The sequence below is a fragment of the Flavobacterium hibernum genome, from assembly GCF_000832125.1.
Classification (GTDB): Bacteria; Bacteroidota; Bacteroidia; order Flavobacteriales; family Flavobacteriaceae; genus Flavobacterium; species Flavobacterium hibernum.
The window spans coordinates 127,981-148,446 of the sequence record NZ_JPRK01000005.1 but is presented as its reverse complement, the minus strand read 5'-3'; the positions used below and the strand labels follow the sequence as shown (position 1 = coordinate 148,446).

Here is a 20,466-nt window from a genome sequence, read left to right as displayed (position 1 = left end):
TTAAATTTAAATTTCCTTTTTAGATTACGTAGCAACACTCAAACGATATTTATTTGGATATTGGCTCGGGCAGCGTTATAGTATTGTTTTGTATAACTAATGGTAAAAAAAATCTCGTTCTAATTTTTTTGCCATTATATAATGCAGATACCCATTTAGGAGATAATTGTAAAACCCTAATGGTTTCTTTTTCCAGCGCTTCATCAATCGCTTCAATTTTTTCGTTTGATTCACGATAAATTTGATTTGGTTTAACATAAGTTAAGGAGCCATCTTGTTCTACCACAAACGAAATTCTAATTTTATTGTAAGTTTCAGAATTGTTTTCAGGAATCTTAAATGTATTGGTTAAGAAAGTATAAAACTTAGAAAGGCCTCCAGGAAACTCAGGAGCAATTTCAATTGCTATACCGCCATTCATTATAATTTGTTCTTCGGCTTTTTGGTTTGTAGTAGTCTCGACGCAATTTGTTGGTACTGGTTTTACAAGTTCAGCAGAAGCAACTTCTGTTGATGAAACATTTTTAGTTGCGTTCTCATTTACTGAAACTGCATTTTCGACTTTAGGTTGTTCATTACTTTCTCCCGTTTTAAAAACTTGCATAGAGGTAATTTTCGAAAATTTCCTTTTTCTTTTTTTTGGATTCAAAGTATCGAGCTCAAGAGTAATTGGCAGATCATAAAAAGTTCTAACTTTTTTTCCTTTGGTTTCGCCCGGAGTCCATTTTATAGATTTTTCTAAAACCCGAATGGCTTCTTCTCCAGTTCCAAAACCAAGATCTTCAATGATTTTTATTTCATCTAGTTTTCCGTCTTTTTCAATAACGAAAGACATTTTGATTACGCCAGTAGATTTCTTTAACTTTTTAGGTATTTCATATTCAGATCTAAACCTTTCATAAAATAAATCTTTTCCTCCAGGATAATCTGGCGAAACATCAATTCCCATACCGCCATAAACCGTATCGTCTACATAATCGTCAGTGTAAGTTATTGCTTCTCCACATTTTGTTTTTGTAAGAGAGAATGTTTTTTCTTTTTTAAGAGCAGAACGGCTTTTACGTTTTGTTGTTTTTGTGTCGCTAGCTTTTGATGATTGATTATTGACATCAAGCGTGTCGTTAGAAGTAGTTTTTACAACAGGAGAATCTTCGACAACTTCAATCTTGTCAATTTTTTGTTTGTTTCCGTCTTTATCCTGACAACTAAACAAAGTAGTTCCCATGGCAATAAACAATGCCAATAAAAACATTTTATGATAATGCGTTTGTGTATAAAGAATACGACTCGGAATTTGAATAGTTATCGAGTCTAATTGAGATTTTCTTATTCTTCCGCAGACATTTTTGTCCTGATTCTGAATAAAAAAATGCTGAATTTCTTCCGGTAGCATTTCGGTAAAATCGATAACCGTTTTTGAACAACTCAAACAAAACCTACCATTTTCATTTGGCGTCATTTTGTCCCAGTTTTCTGTACAAGGTTCCGGAATCGATAATTTGTATTTTTTATGCATTGTTTGAATATCAAAAAATAAATGTAATAAAAAATAAACAGTAAAACCTTATTTTTGCCATTATGATAAATCCTTTCACCGACGAATACTTCATGAAAAAAGCTTTGCAGGAAGCTGAAATGGCTTTTGATAAAGGCGAAATCCCTGTTGGAGCCATAATTGTTGTAGCCGATAAAGTAATTGCAAGAAGTCATAATTTGACAGAATTACTGAATGATGTTACAGCTCACGCCGAAATGCAGGCGATAACTGCTGCTGCCAATTTTCTTGGCGGAAAATATTTAAAAGATTGTACTTTATATGTTACCCTCGAGCCTTGCCAAATGTGTGCAGGCGCTTTGTACTGGAGTCAGATTTCTAAAATTGTTTTTGGAGCACGCGACGAACAAAGAGGTTTCATGACAATGGGAACAAAATTGCATCCAAAAACTACCGTAGTTTCGGGTATTATGGCCAATGAAGCAGCAGATTTAATGAAACGTTTTTTTATTGAAAGACGTAAATAATCCTTCTTTTTTTTAGCTTAAAAAAATAATTTAACCTAAAGAATTTTCCTCTTAAAATATTTAGAAAAATATTATACATTTACTACAATATAATTGGCATTTCGTTAGTTATGCTTTTAACAATGAAATGTTAAAACGTTCTGTCAATTTTTAAATTTGTAACCCATTAACTCTAAATAAAAGTGAAAGCAAAAGGATTAGTTCTCGTGTTTTGTGTGTTTTTTATTTTTCAATCTTGCGGCAGAAAATCAGCAGCCGATTTCAATTCCGATTTTTCATTATTCAAAGAGTATATAGTCAGTTTCACGGGGGGAATAGTCTCGTCGGAATCTGATATTAGGGTGGTTCTGGCTTTCGATAAAAAAGAATGGAAAGCCAATCAGGTTTTAGACAGCGATTTGTTTGATATTTCTCCAAGTGTCGATGGTAAAGTGGTAGCGCTTTCTCCTAATACAATTGCATTTATTCCCGAGAAAAAGTTAAAGCCCGGAACAGAATATCAAGTTACTTTAAACTTAGATAAACTGATTACAATTCCGAAAGAGAAAGAAAAAATACTTTCAGAATTTAACTTTACAGTCAAAACCATAAAGCAGGATTTTACCATAAACACGGCTGATATTCAATCGTACAGTAAAGAATATCAATATTTAAATTGCGTATTAAAAACAGCAGATAATATTGATATAGAAACGGCTAAAAAACTTGTTGAAGCAAAACAAAAAGGGAATAATCTTAAAATTAAATTCGAAAAAAAATCGGGTTCCGGAAAAGAATTCAATTTTATAATCGATAGTATTCAGCGTTATTCCGAAGCTACAAACCTTGAAATTTTGTACGACGGAAGCAGTTTTGATATCGATCAGAAAGGTCAAATTGATGTTCCGATTACAAATGTAAACGAATTTAAAATCGTAAAGGTCGAAGTTCCGGACGGAAGCAATCAATCTGTTTTAATTAATTTTTCTGAACCTCTTGAAAAAGGTCAGGATTTTAAAGGATTAGTTTCGATTCAGAATGCTAACAATTTAAAATTCTCAACTCAGGGAAATCTATTGAAAGTTTATTTTAGTAATGAAAAAACACCCGTAAAAAAGGAAGTTCCGGTTGTTGTAGAAGAAGCTTCGGTTTCGCTCGCAGATTCAACAACAATTGTAGTAGATAGTGCTGCAGCGGTCGTTGATACTCCAGTAGAAGTTGTTCAAAATGAAGAATCAGAACCGGAGCAAATTTTAGCGGGAGATTTATTAGTCGAAGTTTTTCAGGGAATTGAAAGCCAGTATGGCAAAAAAATGGACTCCAATTACAATGAGAAAATCACTTTTGACCAAATAAAACCAAGCGTTCGTTTTATTAAGAACGGAACAATTTTACCGAGTTCTAATAATTTAAAATTAAATTTTGAAGCCGTAAATCTTAGTGCTGTCGATGTAAAAGTGTATAAAATTTACAAAAATAACATCTTGCAATTTCTTCAATACAACGAATTAAACGGTAGCCAGAATCTCAAAAAAGTAGCACAGCCAGTTGCGAAAACAACTTTAAAGTTAAGCGAAAATAAACTTGTAAATCCGAGTAAATGGAATACGTATGCTTTAGATTTATCTAAAATAATTACGCCGGAACCTGGTGCAATTTATAGAGTTGAATTTGTGTATAAAAAGAAATATTCTTTATACAAATGCGAAACCTCAGACGGAGATCAAAATGATGAAGAGGAAGAAGAGGTTGATGAAAATGACGTAAACTACAGCGGAAACTCTTACGACGATTATTATTACGATGATTATGAGTGGAGAGAAAGTCAAGATCCTTGCTCAGGTTCATATTATTACAATGCCAGAATTGCAACCAATATTTTGGCAACAGATTTAGGTGTAATTGCCAAAAGAGGCGAGAATAAATCGTATTTATTTGCCGTAAATAATATTGTAACCACAGAACCAATTTCGAACGCAAGAGTTGAATTGTATACCTATCAGCAACAAAAAATTGCAACTGCCGCAACAAATAGTGAAGGGATTGCTTCATTTCAATTGGATAAGTTCGCCTATTTTGCAATTGTTTCATTAGGAAATCAATCGACTTACGTGAAGTTAGACGACGGACTTTCGTTGTCTGTCAGTAATTTTGATGTTGCGGGAGAGACTTTGCAAAAAGGCTTAAAAGGATTTATTTATGGAGAACGTGGCGTTTGGCGTCCGGGCGATAATTTGTATTTGTCCTTTATCTTAAATGATGCCTCGAATAAACTTCCAAAATCGCATCCAATTAAATTTAGATTGAATGATCCAAACGGAAAAACCGTTTATCAAACCATTCAAAAAACAAACGAACTAAATCATTACGCTTTTACAGTTCCAACAAGTGCTGAGGCGCCTACAGGAAATTGGGAAGCGATGATAAGTGTTGGTGGAGCTAAATTTTATAAAAGCATTAAAATAGAAACGATTAAACCAAATCGTTTAAAAATTAAAAATACATTCTCACGAAAAACACTTTCGTCATCTTATCCAAACACAAGTAATCTAGAGGTGACTTGGCTTCACGGTGCAATTGCTAAAAATTTGAATGTGGAAATGCAGGCTAAATTTTCGCAACAAACCACAACTTTTAAAGGATATGAAAAATTTACTTTTGATGATTTAGTACGTAAGTTTAGTACAGAAGAAATCAATGTTTTCTCTGGAAAGCTGAATGAAAACGGAAAAGCTTCTGTAAACATTCAACCAAAATTACAAGGTCAGGCACCGGGAATGCTTCGTGCTTCATTCATCACAAAAGTATATGAAGAAGGAGGAGACTTTAGCACAGATGTAATTTCGACAACCTATTCACCATATAAAACCTATGTTGGGATAAAATCGCCAGAACCTAATAAATACGGCATGCTGGAAACCAGAACGAATAATCGTTTTGAGATTGTGACTGTTGATGAAAATGGAAGACCAAAATCTGTTAGAAATCTTGAAGTAAAAGTGTATAAAGTAGAATGGCGCTGGTGGTGGGATGCATCGAGTGATAATTTATCTAATTATAATTCGTCGAATGCGACCACATCATACAAAACATTTATCGTGAATACCGACTCAAGCGGAAAAGGATATGTTCAGTTTTCATTAACTGATGAAGAATGGGGACGTTATTTAGTACGAGTTTCAGATAATACAGATGGTCATGCAACGGCATTAACCGTAAATATCGACTGGCCAATTTGGTCTGGAAAAACACGCAACACAGATGCATCTACAGCAAATATGTTGGTTTTTTCTACAGACAAGAAAAACTATGCAGTGGGCGAAAAAGCACAAATATCTTTTCCGTCAAGTGAAGGCGGACGCGCTTTGATTTCGATCGAAAACGGATCAAAAGTAGTACAGACAATTTGGGCAAAAACTCAAAAAGGCGAGACAAAAGTTCAAGTTCCAATTACATCAGCAATGGCTCCAAACGTGTATTTTAATATCACATTATTACAACCGCATGCTTCGACCAAAAATGATTCGCCAATTCGTATGTACGGAATCGTTCCTATAGAAGTTGTAGACAAGAATACTATTCTGGCGCCAACAATTTCAATGCCCGATGTTTTAAAGCCGGAACAGCCTTTTACAGTAAAAGTAGGCGAAAAAACAGGCAAAGAAATGACCTATACAATTGCAGTTGTCGACGAAGGTTTACTAGATTTAACACGTTTTAAAACGCCAAATGCATGGGATAGTTTCTATGTGCGTGAAGCTTTAGGTGTTAAAACATGGGATATTTACGATGATGTAATAGGAGCATATGGCGGAAAAATAAATCAAATTTTTAGTATTGGTGGAGATCAGGATTTAAGTGGTGGAAAAGCTAAAAAAGCAAACCGTTTTAAACCTGTGGTATTGTATTATGGACCTTTTAAATTAGAGAAAGGACAAACCAAATCACATCAATTAAAATTACCAAAATATATTGGTTCAGTTCGAACTATGGTAGTTGCCGGCGATGCAAATACAAGTGCTTACGGAAGTGTCGAAAAAGCAACTCCGGTTAAAAGTCCGTTGATGGTTTTAGCTTCATTGCCAAGAAAAATTTCGCCTTCAGAAAAAGTGACCATTCCGGTAACAATTTTTGCAACAGAAAATAATATTAAAAATGTTTCCATACAGATCAAAACCAGCAATGGATTAAAAGTGATGGGAAGTGCAACCCAATCGTTAACATTTACCCAGCCAGACGAAAAGATGGCATATTTTAATTTAGTTGTAGGCTCGGCAACAGGAATTGCCAAGGTGCAGGTAATCGCGACTTCTGGAAAAGAAAAATCAGTTTATGATGTCGAAATTGATATGACAAATCCCAATCCGGTTACGAATACTTTTACTGATGTAATTTTACCTCCAAATAGTACCAAAACGATTTCATGGAAAACTTTTGGAGTTGAAGGAAGTAATAAAGCAAGACTGGAAGTTTCGTCAATGCCAACCATGAATTTAAACGGAAGATTGCAGTTCCTTATTCAATATCCTCACGGATGTGTAGAGCAAACAACCTCGTCAGTTTTTCCACAGTTATATTTGAATGATGTAGTAGATTTAGATGCTACTCGTAAAGCACTCATTCAAAAAAATATTACAGCAGGAATTACCAGATTAGGAAGTTTTCAACTTTCAAATGGAGGTGTATCTTATTGGCAAGGTAATGCAATTGCCGATGATTGGGGGACTTCATACGCTGGGCATTTCTTGATAGAAGCCGAGAAAAAAGGGTATGTTTTGCCAATTAACTTTAAGTCAAAATGGATTTCGTATCAACAGAAAGAAGCAAAACAATGGCGTTTTGAACCAAAATATGGTAATGATTTGGCACAAGCTTACAGATTATACACTTTGGCTCTAGCCGGAAATGCCGATTTATCTTCGATGAACAGACTGCGTGAAACCAAAGGTATTTCGAACGAAAGTAATCTGCGTTTGGCAGCAGCATATGTTTTGGCCGGACAAAAATCAGCAGGATTGAATTTGTTTTTGCATAGTAAAATCGAAGACGAATCAAGCAATTATAATTACTATTATTATGGTTCTACGGCAAGAAACAGAGCGATGGCTTTAGAAACAATGCTACTATTAGGACAACAACAAAAAGCATTTGCAATGGCAACAAAATTAGCCAAAGAAATGTCAAATAATGAATGGATGAGCACGCAAACAACTGCTTACTGTTTATATGCAATGTCAAAATTTGCGATTAGTAATGGACCTAAAGGTATTAATGTTCAATTTAGTAAAAACGGAAAAGGAGAAACAATAAGCACGCAAAAAACAGTTGCAGACAGAAGTTTAATAGTTCAGGCAGGTTCTAATAGCGTTACACTCAAAAACCTTAAAAAGAATACTGTTTATGTTCGTGTTTTAAACACAGGAATATTACCAATTGGACAGGAAAATGTGATCCAGAGTAATGTTTCAGCGTCTATTGTTTTCAAAAACAGAAAAGGAAGTGTTATTAATGTTTCTAAAATTAGTCAAGGAACTGAATTTATTGCCGAAGTTACAGTTAAAAATCAAAGAAATGAGCACATAGAAAATGTGGCATTGTCGCAAATTCTTCCGTCAGGATTCGAAATTGTAAACACTCGTTTTACAGATTACGGAGACGCAACTAATAATATTGCCGACTATATTGATATTCGCGATGACAGAACTAATTTCTATTTTGGAATGAAAGCCGGAGAAACAAAAGTGTTCAGAATCCTGTTAAATGCATCTTATTTAGGGAGTTATTATTTACCTGGCTTACAATGCGAAGCAATGTACGATAATACATTCCTGGCCAGAACAAAAGGATTTTGGGTTGAGGTAGTAAAATAAATTTTTTTCTAGCCACAGATTACACAGATTAGCACAGATTTTAAAATCTTTTTTAATCCTTTAATCTGTGGCAAAAATCTTTGCGAACTTAGCGAATAACTTAGCGCCTTTGCGATAAAATAATCAGCATTGAAAAATAAATTAAAAGCGTTCTTGCAACGCATTATAAACTGGATAAAAAAGAATAAAATAAAATCAGCAATTGCATTTCTGCTCTTGCTGATTTATTATTTTTCTATCCCTAGAACTTTATTTAAGGAACCTTATTCTACGGTAATTGAAAGTAAAGAAGGTGAATTGTTGGGCGCAAAAATTGCTCGAGACGGACAATGGCGTTTTCCTGCACAAGATAGTGTACCTGATAAATTCAAAAAATGTATCGTTTATTTTGAAGACGAATATTTTTATAGACATCCAGGTTTTAATCCTGGAGCAATGGTAAATGCTTTTAAACAAAACAGAAAAGCAGGAAAAGTTGTTAGAGGTGGAAGTACATTAACCCAACAAGTAATTCGTTTATCCAGAAAAGGAAAAGGAAGAACATATTTTGAAAAATTTATAGAAATTATTCTGGCAACAAGATTAGAATTAGGTTATTCTAAAAATGGAATTCTTGAAATGTATGCCGCTCACGCTCCGTTTGGCGGAAATGTTGTGGGGCTTGAAATGGCCTCGTGGCGTTATTTTGGAGTACAATCGAACCAGTTATCTTGGGCCGAGAATGCTACTTTGGCCGTGTTGCCAAATGCACCAAGTTTAATTTATCCGGGTAAAAATCAGATAAAGTTATTGAAAAAACGCAACAGGCTTTTGCTGAAATTACATCAGGAAGGAATAATCGACAAGCAGACATATGATCTTTCAATTGAAGAGCCATTACCTCGAAAACCTTATGATTTACCTCAAATTGCTCCTCATTTATTGCAAAGAGTTGCAAAGAGTGAAGAAGGAACACGTGTAAAAACGACGATTGATTATGCGTTGCAAAACAGAGTCAATCAGATTGCAAAATATTACTACAATCAGTACAGACAAAATGAAGTTCATAATTTGGCTATTTTGGTAATTGACGTTCAAAACAGAAACGTAATGAGTTATGTTGGAAATGCACCAACAGATAAAGATCATCAAAAAGATGTAGATATTATTGATGCACCAAGAAGTACAGGAAGTATTTTAAAACCGCTTTTGTATGCGGGAATGCTCGATGATGGCGAATTATTGCCAAATACTCTGATAGCAGATATTCCAACGCAAATTGCAGGTTATACGCCTCAAAATTTTAATCTCACATTTGATGGTGCTGTTCCTGCGCATCGTGCTTTGTCGCGATCTTTAAATATTCCGGCAGTTTTAATGTTGCAGGATTTTGGAGTGAATAAATTCTATGAAGAATTGCAAAAATTCAAATTAAGAGATATCAACAAAACGCCAGATCACTATGGGTTATCACTTATTTTGGGAGGTGCCGAAAGTAATTTGTGGGATTTATGCAGAACATATGCAAATTTATCTTCAACAGTAAATTATTATACTAAAAATCAAGCTAAATACCGAACAAAAGAGTTTGCAGAGTTGAATTATAAAAATGATTTTGAACCTGATTTTGGTTCAGAAAGTGATCAGAAGAATATTTTGGGTGCTGGATCGATTTGGTTAACCTATAATGCAATGGAAGAGGTTAACAGGCCAGAAGGAGATGAAGCCTGGAAGTTTTATGATAGTTCACTAAAAATTGCATGGAAAACAGGAACGAGTTTCGGGAATAGAGATGCTTGGGCAATTGGAACTAATTCAAAATACGTAGTAGGAATTTGGGTTGGAAATGCAACAGGCGAGGGAAGACCAACTTTAACCGGAGTTACAAGTGCAGCGCCTATTTTGTTTGATGTTTTTAATTTATTACCACGACAAAAGTGGTTTCAAACGCCTTATAAAGATTTAGATGAAGTTGAAGTGTGTCGTTTGAGCGGTTATTTAGCCAAAGAAGATTGTCCGAAAATTAAACAATGGGTTCCTAAAAAAGGGAAGTCTACAGTAGTTTGTCCTTATCATAAAAGAGTGCATTTAGATAAAACAGAACGTTTTCAGGTAAACAGTAGTTGTGAAAGTGTCGACAATATTGTGACTAAAAGTTGGTTTGTACTGCCTCCAGTTATGGCTTGGTATTACAAAAGTCAACATATAGAGTATTTGCCTTTGCCGCCGTTTAAGGAAGATTGCCAAGGAACGCAAACCACAACAATGGATTTTATTTATCCAAAAACGAACAGTAAAATCTATTTAACCAAGAATTTTAATAGTGAAGTTCAGCCAGTAATTCTTAAAGTTGCTTATTCAGAACGTGATAAAGAGCTGTTTTGGTATGTTGATGATGTCTATAAAGCAACAACAAAAACGTTTCATGAATTGCCAATTATACCAACATCTGGTATACATTATATCACGGTTGTAGATGCTTTTGGGAATGAAATTAGGAAAAAAATAGAAATTGTGAGGGAATAAATGAAAATAAATCCCAATTTTTTAAATTCCAAATTCCAAAACGAATAGTTTAAAATTGTTGCTAAAAATTTTTCCGCCACGAATTCACGAATTTAAAATTATAATAATTCGTGAATTCGTGGCGGAAAAAAAGCCATAAAAAAACCGCCAATCTTTCGAGAGGCGGTTTTGTTTTTTATTCTGAAATAACATTTCCTTTTTTATCGTAGAAATGATATTCTAAGTACGTGTAAGCGTCACGAGGTATGATTTTCACCCATTTCTTATGCTCAAAAAACCATTTTGAACGTAATGATGGAAAACCTTGACTGAGGTATGCAGCCACAAATGGATGTACATTAAGTACAACATTTTTGTGGGTTTTTAATAGTCTGTCTAGATCAGATTTGATTCTGTCAATGATTAAAATTGGCGCTTCAATTTCGCCATTTTCATTGTTCGGATCTTCTTCTCTAGTTTTAATATTAACTTCTGGTCTTACGCGTTGTCTGGTAATTTGAACTAAACCAAATTTACTAGGCGGTAAGATTTTATGCTTTGCTTTATCGTCGCTCATTTCTTCTCGCAAGAAGTCGAACAAGACTTTCCTATTTTCAGGATTTGACATATCGATAAAATCTACTACGATTATTCCACCCATATCACGCAAACGAAGTTGTCTGGCAATTTCAGCGGCAGCAATCATATTTACTTCCATGGCGGTGTCTTCTTGATTAGTCGCCTTATTAGAACGATTTCCGCTGTTTACGTCTATAACGTGAAGAGCTTCAGTGTGTTCAATAATAAGATATGCGCCTTTGCTCATAGAAACCGTTCTTCCAAATGAAGTTTTGATTTGTCTCTCTATATTGTATTTCTCAAAAATTGGAGTGTCATTTGATTGATAAAACTTAACAATCGATTGTTTTGAAGGTGCAATTTCTTGCAGATATTCCTTCGTTTGATGGTACAACTCTTCGTCATCTATTTGAATACCACTAAAGGTATCATTAAATACATCTCTAAGTATTGAGGAAGCTCTGTTAAGTTCTCCTAATACTTTTGATGGATGATGAGCAGTTGGTAATTTTTTACACATTGCAGTCCATCTGCCAAGCAGGTTCTGCAAATCTTTTTCTAATTCGGCTACGTTTTTGCCTTCGGCTACTGTGCGAACAATAACACCAAATCCTTTTGGTTTGATAGATAATACAAGTTTTTTTAGACGATCCTTTTCCTTTTTGTCTTCTATTTTTTGAGAAATAGAAACGCGGTCAGAAAACGGAACGAGAACAATAAATCTTCCTGCCAATGAAAGCTCAGCGCTTATTCTTGGACCTTTGGTAGATATAGGTTCTTTTACAACTTGTACTAAAACAGATTGATTGGCACTTAAAATATCAGTAATGATGCCATCTTTGTCAATCTCTTTTTCAAACTGAAAGGTTTTTAGGGAGAAATCTTTTAATTTACCTGCGCTTACAAGTTTTATGAATTTCAGTTGGGAAGCTAAGTTAGGTCCTAAATCGTGATAATGTAAAAAGGCATCTTTTTCGAAGCCTACATTTACAAAAGCAGCATTAAGTCCAGCAACGGGTTTTCGTATTTTGGCAATAAAAATATCACCAACCTGAAAGTTGCTTTTCTCTTCTTCCTTGTGTAATTCAATTAGTTTTCCATCTTTTAATAAGGCAAAATCTACGGCTTCAGAACTAGATCTAATGATTAATTCTTTATTCACACTGTAAATTTTTATCTGTTTTTTCAGAAAATAGAGTATAGAGAGAAGAGTATAGACTTTTAAAAAAAATCTAAAATCTAAAATCTAAGATCTAAAATCTTATCTACAGATGGATTAAACAATATTTTTAACAGGTATTGAACCCGGGGAAAAGAAGATTGGTAGAGAATCGAGCAAAGAAAATAGATTTTGTCTATGTTCTTTTTTCTTTTCTCTCTTCAGTCTTTTTTTCAATTTCAATGAACGTTTAAAAAGAAAAAAGTAGTTTAAAACTACTTTTTCTTTTTGTGACGGTTAGCTCTCGCTCTTTTTTTACGTTTGTGAGTTGCTACCTTATGTCTCTTTCTTTTTTTACCACTTGGCATATCGTGTCGATTTTATGATTAATTAATATTATTTTGCTTCGTTATTAGTTTTTACTCCTTCTACAAAAACTTTTGCAGGTTTAAAAGCAGGAATGTTGTGTGCTGGAATTTTGATAGTGGTGTTTTTAGAAATGTTTCTTCCAGTCTTTTCAGCTCTAGTTTTCACTATAAAACTTCCAAATCCTCTTAAGTAAACATTGTCTCCAGTCTCTAATGAAGTTTTAACTTCTTCCATAAAAGTTTCTACTGTTGCTTGAACATCTCCTTTTTCAAGACCTAGTTTCTCTGAAATTTTCGCTACGATATCTGCTTTCGTCATTTTCTTTCCTATTTTATTTTATAAATGGTGTACTATTTTTTTGAGTTTGCAAATATAGGAATTAAAAAAATAATTAATCAAGCTAAATCGTTAAATTTTAATTACATAAACATTTACTTTTGTATTCTAAGTATTTTGCAATGAATTTTTCTAACATATTGATAAAATGGTATTTACAAAACAAACGTGATTTGCCTTGGCGAAAAACGACCAATCCATACCATATTTGGCTCTCAGAAATTATGTTGCAACAGACTCGAGTTGCGCAAGGAATGCCCTATTTTTTTGCTTTTACAAAGGAATTTCCTACGGTATTTGATTTAGCAAATGCCTCAGAAGAGCAGGTTTTGAAACTTTGGCAAGGATTAGGGTATTATTCTCGTGCCCGAAATTTGCATAAAACGGCTCAGAATGTCGCAAATGACCTAAATGGAATTTTCCCTTCTAATTATAAAGACTTGTTAAAATTAAAAGGTGTTGGTGAATATACTGCCGCAGCAATTGCTTCTTTTTCTTATAATGAAGTTGTGCCTGTTGTCGATGGAAATGTATTTCGGGTGCTGTCGCGCTACTTTGATATCGAGTCGGATATTGCCGCACCTGCAACTAAAAAAGAATTTACAGAACTGGCTTTCGAATTAGTGCCAAAGGATAATCCTGCAATTTTTAATCAGGCTGTAATGGAGTTTGGTGCTTTGCAATGTGTGCCTAAAAGTCCTGACTGTTCAATATGTTGCTTTAATGAGAGTTGTGCAGCACTGCAAAAGAAGAAAGTAGCGGTTTTGCCTGTAAAATCGAAGAAATTAAAAGTAACAAATAGATTCTTTAATTATTTAATTCTGGAAGATGTTGTGGGGAATACTCTAATTCAAAAAAGAACAGCAAAGGGAATTTGGCATAATTTATATGAATTTCCACTTTTAGAAACCAATGAAATTATTGATTTTGATGCAGTTTCGAAAGCGGTAACAAATGATATTTTCTCTTCTTATACAGTATTAAGTATAGAAGAATGTAATGAAGCGACAGTGATTCATAAACTTTCGCATCAGCATCTTCATATTCAGTTTTGGAAAGTAAAGATTCAAGAAGTGATAGTTAATGGAGTAAACTTCGATAATGTAAAGACTTTTCCTTTTCCTATTGTGATTTTTAATTTTATAGAAAAAAGTCTTGTGTTAAAATAGTTTTAGCTTTTTTAGTTTGTATTATGTTTGTAAAGGAAAAGTTAGAAAGTATCAAAAACAAACATGTAAATGAGTTTAACTTGTAAAAAAGAAATATGAAGCTATTTTTAAGGATTTTTCTTGTCTGCGCTATTTTAGTTAATTCGAATGCTGCTTTTTCTCAAAAGAGGAATGTAATAGAAGGTAGGACATTAAATGAAATACAAAAAGATACTGTTTTATTTGTCACTGGTATGTTAGATAAGAAGTATTACGAATTCCCTGAAATTTTTGCTGTAGTGATCGATAATAAATTTAGAATCAAAAAAACTTTCTCTTATCCACATAGATATTTTTTAGCTTGGGCAAGTGAACGAAACAATGTTCCGTTTCATTCAGAGTCATTTTTTCTTGATAATTCTACAAAGACAATTACTGTTGGTTTAAAAAACGAGACAGTTGGCAATTCGTCTTTAGAATTTACGAAAAAGTTTATTCCGTATATGCTAAAAGGAACTAATGTTGTAGAAATTGAGACTTACGAGTACGAGCACGGACTTGAATTTGATTCTAAATTAATTAGTTATATCAGACAAAATCCAGATTCATATGTTGCATTGTGGTTTTTAATTGAGCGATTTGAAGATGCCGGTTTCTCAAAGGTTTATGAAGAGGCGATTGATTTATTTTCTGATAAAATGAAAACCGGTAAGCTTTGGGGTATTATTTCGAAAGAGATAAAAAATACAAGAATCAGACAGAATGAAAAATTTCCGCAATTCGTATTGAAAGACATTGATCTTAAAAGTGAAAAAATAATATTGCCGGAAAAGAAGATTGTTTTAATTGATTTCTGGTTCAGTAGATGTAAACCTTGTTTGGCACAATTACCAAAACTAAAAGAAATATATGAAAGATTTGCAAGTACAAATAAGTTTGAAATAATTGGCATCTCGACTGATAAAGCCATAAATATTGATTTGTGGAAGAAAAGAGTGAGTGATAATCAATTAAAATGGAAGAGCTTTTTAGATGAAAATGCATTTGAATCAGATAAAGAAAAGATTAGAAGTTTTCCAACAAATTTCTTGGTGGATGCAAATGGCGTTGTGATTAAAAAAAATATCTCATTACTGGATTTAGAGGAGTTTTTAAATAAAAATTTGAAATAATTAAAATGAAAGATAGCATTGTTTTTAAAGTTGTAATGTTTTTGTTCTTTTCGACCATAATGATGAGTCAGTCTAAGAGGGATTACTTTTCTGTTACTGGTATAACTCACGGAGACTATAGCGGATATCTTTATATGGATTATAATGATACAAGAGATAGCTGTAAAGTTGTTAATAATCAATTTTATTTTAAAGGTAAAATGCCAATTATTGGTACAGGATCTTTTATTATTGGAAAAGGACCTACTATAATGACCCAAGATTTCTATTTGGAAAATGAGGATATAAACTTGGAGCTTACGCTTACCAAAAAGACAGTTAGGAATGTTGAATATGATTGGGTAATAATTAATTCAGTTTCAGGAACAAAAACAAGTTCTATCCAGAAAGATTACGAAATGTTTAAGGCAAAACATGAAAAGGATAAAAGCTGGCAGGCGAAACGTTATGATAAATTAGATTCAATAGTTTCGAAACATCCTGATCACCCTTATAGTTTAGGTTTGTTAGTTGAAGCATCTTAGGATTCTTTGGCTAATAAGCAAAGATTGCAACAATTATATCAAAAATTAGATTTAAGTTCACAAGATCCTCAAGATATATTGAGATTGAGAAAAAATATTTTTGCAAGTTTGAAAATAGGAAAACCTATGACAAATTTTGAACTTCCAAACGAAAAAGAAAAGTTGATTAATACAAATCAATACCGAGGCTCAGTATTATTAATAGATTTTTGGGCTTCGTGGTGCGCTCCATGTCGGGAACAAATTCCTAAAGTTAAAAAGCTATATGAGAAATATAAAAATAAAAACTTTAAAATTTTGACCATTTCTCTTGATAAAAGCAAAGAAAAATGGGTTTCTGCATTGAAAAAAGAAGATATGCTATGGGATAATGTTCTTGAAAGTAGAGATTTTTCGAGTCCAATTGTAAAAGAATATGAAATAATTTCTATTCCGTCTTCTTTCCTGATTGATGCAAATGGAATAATTGTTGGCAATGACATGACAATTACAGAATTAGACGATTATCTGAGTAAAAATCTAAAATAACGGTTTTTCTATACATCATTGAAAAATAAAAATATTTCATAAAGTGGGGTTGTTAGGTATATTTCTGAAGAGTAATTCATGCATTTCTATTTATTATCTTAAAAGTCAGTTTTAAACCGTAATATTTAATAGATAAAATAAGAGTTGTTTGATTTTCAGTTATTTAAAAGTTTTTAGTTTTCCATTTGTAATTTATAATTTTATTGAAAAGCAAGAAATAAATTGCTAAAAAAATGTATCTTTGAGGGAAATACCATTATTAAACTATGAACGGAACATTAAATAAAGTGATGTTAATTGGCCATTTAGGCGATGATATAAAAATGCATTATTTTGATGGAGGAAATTGCATTGGGCGTTTTCAGTTAGCTACAAATGAGGTTTATATTAATAAAACGACTAACGAAAAAATAACTTCGACAGAATGGCATAATTTAGTTGTGCGTAATAAAGCTGCCGAAATTTGCGAAAAATATCTTTCGAAAGGAGATAAAATATATGTTGAAGGACGTATAAAATCCAGACAATGGCAAGCTGAAGACGGTACGACAAAATATACAACTGAAATTCAGGTTACCGAGTTTACTTTCTTGACAACCAAAAAAGAAACCGGAAATCATAAGCCAAATAGCGATTCAGAATCCGTAAAAAATACTAACTTTGACGCGACCAATGAAAGCTTACCTATAAATGATTTGCCTTTTTGATTGTTTAACTAATATATTTTAATTTGGACCCAGAGCCCAGTTTGTTTTTTGCTACTACTTTAGACATCAATTTAATAATTGGTTTTGTCGGAATTTTTATTTTGCTGTTTTTATCAGCAATTGTCTCAGGTGCCGAAGTTGCACTTTTTTCTTTATCCCAAAAAGACATTGACGAAGCGTTGCAAGAAAATGTTTCAAAAGGAAAAATTATTTCCAATCTTTTAGATAAACCCAAGAAACTTTTAGCAACATTATTAGTAGCCAATAACTTTTTTAATATCGGAGTTGTTATTTTGTTTTCTTTTATAGGACAAAATATTTTTGCCAATATTAGTTCTCCAGTACTTAAGTTTATTCTCGAAATCATAGTTGTTACTTTTCTGATTTTGTTATTTGGAGAAGTTTTGCCAAAAGTTTATGCTTCTAGAAACAATATAAAGTTTGCAAAACGCATTGCTTATCCAATGGCTTTTTTAGATACAATACTTTCTCCAATAAGTTTACCTATGCGAAGTGTTACTCTATATTTGCATAATAAATTGGGGAAACAAAAAAATAATTTTTCAATCAATCAGCTTTCGCAAGCACTGGAACTTACAGATTCTGAAGGAACCTCGAGTGAAGAACAAAAAATACTCGAAGGAATAGTTTCTTTTGGAAATACAGATACCAAGCAGGTTATGAGTCCTAGAATCGATATTTTTGCATTAGAAATATCCGAATCTTTTGCTTCGATTTATCCTAAGATAATTGAAAAAGGCTTTTCGAGAATTCCTGTTTATCGCGACAATATAGATCAGATTGAGGGAGTTTTATTCGTAAAAGATTTATTGCCACATATTGATAAAGAAGAGTTTGATTGGACGACTTTAATTAGAGAAGCTTTCTTTGTTCCTGAGAATAAAAAGCTGGATAATTTACTAAAGGATTTTCAGAGCCTAAAAAGCCATTTGGCTATTGTGGTTGATGAATATGGAGGAACATCTGGTTTAGTTTCTTTAGAAGATGTTATCGAGGAAATAGTAGGAGATATTAGCGATGAATTTGACGATGAGAATTTAAACTACTCGCAAATTGACGAAAAGAATTTTCTTTTTGAAGGAAAAATTAACCTGAAAGATTTTTACAGAATCATTGATGTTGATGAAGATGTTTTTGAATCTAAAAAAGGCGAAGCCGAAACATTGGCAGGTTTTATTTTGGAGATTTTAGGTAATTTCCCAAAAAAAGACCAAAAAGTAATTTTTGAAAACTGTGTTTTTACAATAGAAACAGTAGACAAAAAGCGTGTAAAACAAATAAAAGTAACGATAGATTAAAATGCTAAAAAAAACAATTTCAATAGCGACAATTTTACTGGCATTGACTGTTTTAAGTTGTAAAGATGATGTGGTGCCAAAGCCGGCAGGTTTCTTGCGTTTAGATTATCCTGAAGCAAAATATGTTGGTTTTGAAAATAATTGTCCCTTTAGTTTTGAAATGAACGAGAACGCGATTATTAAAGGCGAAAAAAATTGCGGATTTGCAATTACTTATCCTAAAATGAAAGCGACAATATATTTAACTTATAAGCCCGTAAATGGCGATATAAATAAATTGCTTAAAGATGCTCAAAAATTAACTTACGAGCACGTTATTAAAGCAGATGATATATTAGAACAGCCGTATTTAAACCCGCAAAAAAAGGTTTATGGTATGTTTTATCAAGTTGACGGAAATGCGGCTACAAACTCTCAGTTTTACGTTACAGACAGTACAAAGCATTTTATAACAGGATCTGTTTATTTTTATGCAAAGCCAAATTTCGATTCGATTATGCCAGCGGCGAGTTATATCAAAAATGATATGCAAAGACTAATGGAAACATTGAAATGGAAATAGAAAAATTTGAACATAAAAAAAGCAGCTCAATTGAGCTGCTTTTTTTATGTCTTAAATAAGAAAAATCCCGATTGTTGTTTGGAATTTAAAAAAGGATTGAAATTTATTTTTTAAGATTTGATATTCGAAACCTTATATGTTTTTCCGTCTCCTGTTGCCTGAACAGTTTTGGTTAAGTTTTCTTGATTTAGAACCGTTTTGTCAAAGACAACTGTAGCAGTTTTTTTATCAAAATCAACAGTTGCTTTATCTACTCCGTCAAGATTCGATAATTCTTTTTCGATAGTTTTTGCACATCCCATAGCGCAAGTCATTCCTTCGATTTCGAAGCTTGCAGTTTGTAAATTTTCAGCAGCGATTGCTTTGTGTTCTTTTGGAGTCGACGTTTCCGTTTTTATATTCGCTAAGTTTTTATCTTCTTCTTTTTTACAGCTTACAAATACTAAACTTGCTATTGCTACAGTAGCTATGATTTTTGTGAATTTCATTATAGATGATTTTAATTTACAAATAGTGTTCTTTGCAAAATTAATAAAAAGGAAGAGGTCAGTTCGTAAAATTATTACAAATTTGCACTAAAATATCATTTATGGATGCAAAACAATTAAAATGGGCTTATTTACTCGTGCTTTCGCTTATCTGGGGAAGCTCTTTTATTTTAATAAAAAGAGGCTTAGTTGGGCTTACAGCAGTTCAGGTTGGGTCGTTCAGGATAATTTTTGCAGCTTTATTTTTGTTGATAATAGGCTTTAAAAGCTTGAAGAAAATATCCCGTCGTCAATGGAAATTTGTTGCCATAACATCGTTTTTTGGAACTTTTACACCGGCTTATCTTTTTGCAATTGCCGAAACTCAGGTCGATAGTTCGATTGTAGCCATTTTAAATTCGCTTACACCTTTAAATACTTTAGTGTTAGGGATTCTTATTTTTGGAATTCAGTTTCAAAAACGACAGGTTTTAGGTGTTTTTGTGGGTTTAGTAGGATGTCTTTTGCTGGTTTTAAGCGGAGCATCGGCGCATCCAGGACAAAACTATTATTATGTACTTTTAGTTGTAATTGCTACGCTTTGTTATGCAATCAATGTCAATTTGATTAAAAAATATTTATCAGATCTGAATTCGTTGAGTATTACAACAGGAAATTTTGCTGTTTTGCTTTTGCCGGCACTAATTATCTTAAGTACAACCGATATTTTGCAAAGAGTAAATCTAGAAGCAACACAACATTCTATTTTGTTTGTAATGATTTTAGGCGTCATGGGAACTGGAATTGCAAATGTTTTGTTTTTTAAATTAATACAAATGTCATCGCCAGTATTTGCAACATCAGTAACTTATTTAATCCCGATAGTTGCCTTTTTCTGGGGATTATTAGATAATGAAATGCTAACGCCAATTCAGTTTTTTGGTGCTTTTATTATTTTAATTGGAGTTTATTTATCGGCTAAAAAATAAAGTTTGTTTATAAAATGTAATTTGCTATTCTAATATTTTTTAGGAGCTAATCCCGCTATCCGTTTCAATCTTTTGTGGCAAAACCCGCCACAAAAGGATTTCCACTTCTATCGGGGCTAGGACATTCATTTTCATATAAATATTTTCGTTAAGTTTGTTGTTCAGTATTTATTAATAAAATAAATATTGTCTAAGAATTGTTAAAATCTTATCGCAAAGTTTGTCATTTCGACGAAGGAGAAATCACACTCG

General features: G+C 32.9%; 15 protein-coding genes. 11 read left to right on the top strand and 4 right to left on the bottom strand.

What is annotated here, in order from left to right; genetic code table 11:
• Positions 1-49: 49 nt before the first annotated feature.
• The gene (locus IW18_RS22615) at positions 50-1,516 is read right to left on the bottom strand and encodes an energy transducer TonB (RefSeq protein WP_052480086.1); all 1,467 of its coding nucleotides are present in this window, start codon (positions 1,514-1,516) and stop codon (positions 50-52) included.
• Between the two features lie 62 nt (positions 1,517-1,578).
• On the opposite strand from IW18_RS22615, the gene IW18_RS04980 reads away from it, so the two are divergent.
• The 3 genes from IW18_RS04980 to pbpC all read left to right on the top strand — a co-directional run bounded on the left by IW18_RS04980 (position 1,579) and on the right by pbpC (position 10,376).
• Positions 1,579-2,022 carry a nucleoside deaminase gene (locus tag IW18_RS04980; RefSeq protein ID WP_041516481.1) on the top strand — a complete coding sequence of 148 codons (444 nt, stop codon included), beginning with the start codon at positions 1,579-1,581 and terminating at the stop codon, positions 2,020-2,022.
• A 182-nt stretch (positions 2,023-2,204) separates the two neighbouring features.
• Entirely contained in the window at positions 2,205-7,871 is a 5,667-nt protein-coding gene (locus IW18_RS04975; RefSeq protein ID WP_041516480.1) for an alpha-2-macroglobulin family protein, read from the top strand.
• Positions 7,872-8,000: 129 nt separating this feature from the next.
• Positions 8,001-10,376, top strand: a complete 2,376-nt coding sequence (pbpC, locus tag IW18_RS04970; RefSeq protein ID WP_041516479.1) for a penicillin-binding protein 1C — start codon at positions 8,001-8,003, stop codon at positions 10,374-10,376.
• A 175-nt stretch (positions 10,377-10,551) separates the two neighbouring features.
• On the opposite strand, the gene IW18_RS04965 is transcribed toward pbpC, so the two are convergent.
• Together IW18_RS04965 and IW18_RS04960 are read right to left on the bottom strand one after the other, a co-directional pair.
• Positions 10,552-12,096: an Rne/Rng family ribonuclease gene (locus tag IW18_RS04965; protein WP_041516478.1), complete on the bottom strand. Its 1,545-nt coding sequence runs from the start codon at positions 12,094-12,096 to the stop codon at positions 10,552-10,554.
• 393 nt (positions 12,097-12,489) lie between these two features.
• A complete protein-coding gene (locus IW18_RS04960) occupies positions 12,490-12,780 on the bottom strand; it encodes an HU family DNA-binding protein (protein ID WP_007805026.1) in 291 nt (96 codons plus the stop codon).
• A 140-nt stretch (positions 12,781-12,920) separates the two neighbouring features.
• Between IW18_RS04960 and mutY the strand changes: the two genes are divergently transcribed.
• The 7 genes from mutY to gldD all read left to right on the top strand — a co-directional run bounded on the left by mutY (position 12,921) and on the right by gldD (position 18,758).
• The gene (gene mutY, locus IW18_RS04955; RefSeq protein WP_041516477.1) at positions 12,921-13,967 is read left to right on the top strand and encodes an A/G-specific adenine glycosylase; all 1,047 of its coding nucleotides are present in this window, start codon (positions 12,921-12,923) and stop codon (positions 13,965-13,967) included.
• Positions 13,968-14,062: 95 nt separating this feature from the next.
• The gene (locus tag IW18_RS04950) at positions 14,063-15,118 is read left to right on the top strand and encodes a TlpA family protein disulfide reductase (protein WP_041516476.1); all 1,056 of its coding nucleotides are present in this window, start codon (positions 14,063-14,065) and stop codon (positions 15,116-15,118) included.
• A gap of 5 nt (positions 15,119-15,123) precedes the next feature.
• Positions 15,124-15,642: a DUF4369 domain-containing protein gene (locus IW18_RS04945; protein ID WP_041516475.1), complete on the top strand. Its 519-nt coding sequence runs from the start codon at positions 15,124-15,126 to the stop codon at positions 15,640-15,642.
• 126 nt (positions 15,643-15,768) lie between these two features.
• Entirely contained in the window at positions 15,769-16,170 is a 402-nt protein-coding gene (locus tag IW18_RS04940) for a TlpA family protein disulfide reductase (protein ID WP_123902501.1), read from the top strand.
• Between the two features lie 266 nt (positions 16,171-16,436).
• On the top strand, positions 16,437-16,877 hold the full coding sequence (locus tag IW18_RS04935) for a single-stranded DNA-binding protein (protein WP_041516474.1): 441 nt from the start codon (positions 16,437-16,439) through the stop codon (positions 16,875-16,877).
• 23 nt (positions 16,878-16,900) lie between these two features.
• Positions 16,901-18,196 (top strand): gliding motility-associated protein GldE, encoded by a 1,296-nt coding sequence (locus IW18_RS04930; protein WP_041516473.1) that lies wholly within the window; start codon positions 16,901-16,903, stop codon positions 18,194-18,196.
• Between the two features lies 1 nt (position 18,197).
• Entirely contained in the window at positions 18,198-18,758 is a 561-nt protein-coding gene (gene gldD / locus IW18_RS04925) for a gliding motility lipoprotein GldD (RefSeq protein ID WP_041516472.1), read from the top strand.
• A 110-nt stretch (positions 18,759-18,868) separates the two neighbouring features.
• Here the strand turns inward: gldD and IW18_RS04920 are convergent, their stop codons facing one another.
• The gene (locus IW18_RS04920) at positions 18,869-19,246 is read right to left on the bottom strand and encodes a heavy-metal-associated domain-containing protein (RefSeq protein WP_041516471.1); all 378 of its coding nucleotides are present in this window, start codon (positions 19,244-19,246) and stop codon (positions 18,869-18,871) included.
• A gap of 101 nt (positions 19,247-19,347) precedes the next feature.
• On the opposite strand from IW18_RS04920, the gene IW18_RS04915 reads away from it, so the two are divergent.
• A complete protein-coding gene (locus IW18_RS04915) occupies positions 19,348-20,214 on the top strand; it encodes a DMT family transporter (RefSeq protein WP_041516470.1) in 867 nt (288 codons plus the stop codon).
• The last annotated feature ends 252 nt before the right edge of the window (positions 20,215-20,466 follow it).

Bases quoted from the DNA above. Each gene is read 5' to 3' on its own strand.
- IW18_RS04940 (WP_123902501.1), top strand. From the start codon at position 15,769: ATGACAAATTTTGAACTTCCAAACGAAAAAGAAAAGTTGATTAATACA.
- IW18_RS04950 (WP_041516476.1), top strand. From the start codon at position 14,063: ATGAAGCTATTTTTAAGGATTTTTCTTGTCTGCGCTATTTTAGTTAAT.
- IW18_RS04935 (WP_041516474.1), top strand. From the start codon at position 16,437: ATGAACGGAACATTAAATAAAGTGATGTTAATTGGCCATTTAGGCGAT.
- IW18_RS04945 (WP_041516475.1), top strand. From the start codon at position 15,124: ATGAAAGATAGCATTGTTTTTAAAGTTGTAATGTTTTTGTTCTTTTCG.
- mutY (WP_041516477.1), top strand. From the start codon at position 12,921: ATGAATTTTTCTAACATATTGATAAAATGGTATTTACAAAACAAACGT.
- IW18_RS04980 (WP_041516481.1), top strand. From the start codon at position 1,579: ATGATAAATCCTTTCACCGACGAATACTTCATGAAAAAAGCTTTGCAG.
- IW18_RS22615 (WP_052480086.1), bottom strand. From the start codon at position 1,516: ATGCATAAAAAATACAAATTATCGATTCCGGAACCTTGTACAGAAAAC.
- IW18_RS04915 (WP_041516470.1), top strand. From the start codon at position 19,348: ATGGATGCAAAACAATTAAAATGGGCTTATTTACTCGTGCTTTCGCTT.
- IW18_RS04960 (WP_007805026.1), bottom strand. From the start codon at position 12,780: ATGACGAAAGCAGATATCGTAGCGAAAATTTCAGAGAAACTAGGTCTT.
- gldD (WP_041516472.1), top strand. From the start codon at position 18,198: ATGCTAAAAAAAACAATTTCAATAGCGACAATTTTACTGGCATTGACT.
- IW18_RS04920 (WP_041516471.1), bottom strand. From the start codon at position 19,246: ATGAAATTCACAAAAATCATAGCTACTGTAGCAATAGCAAGTTTAGTA.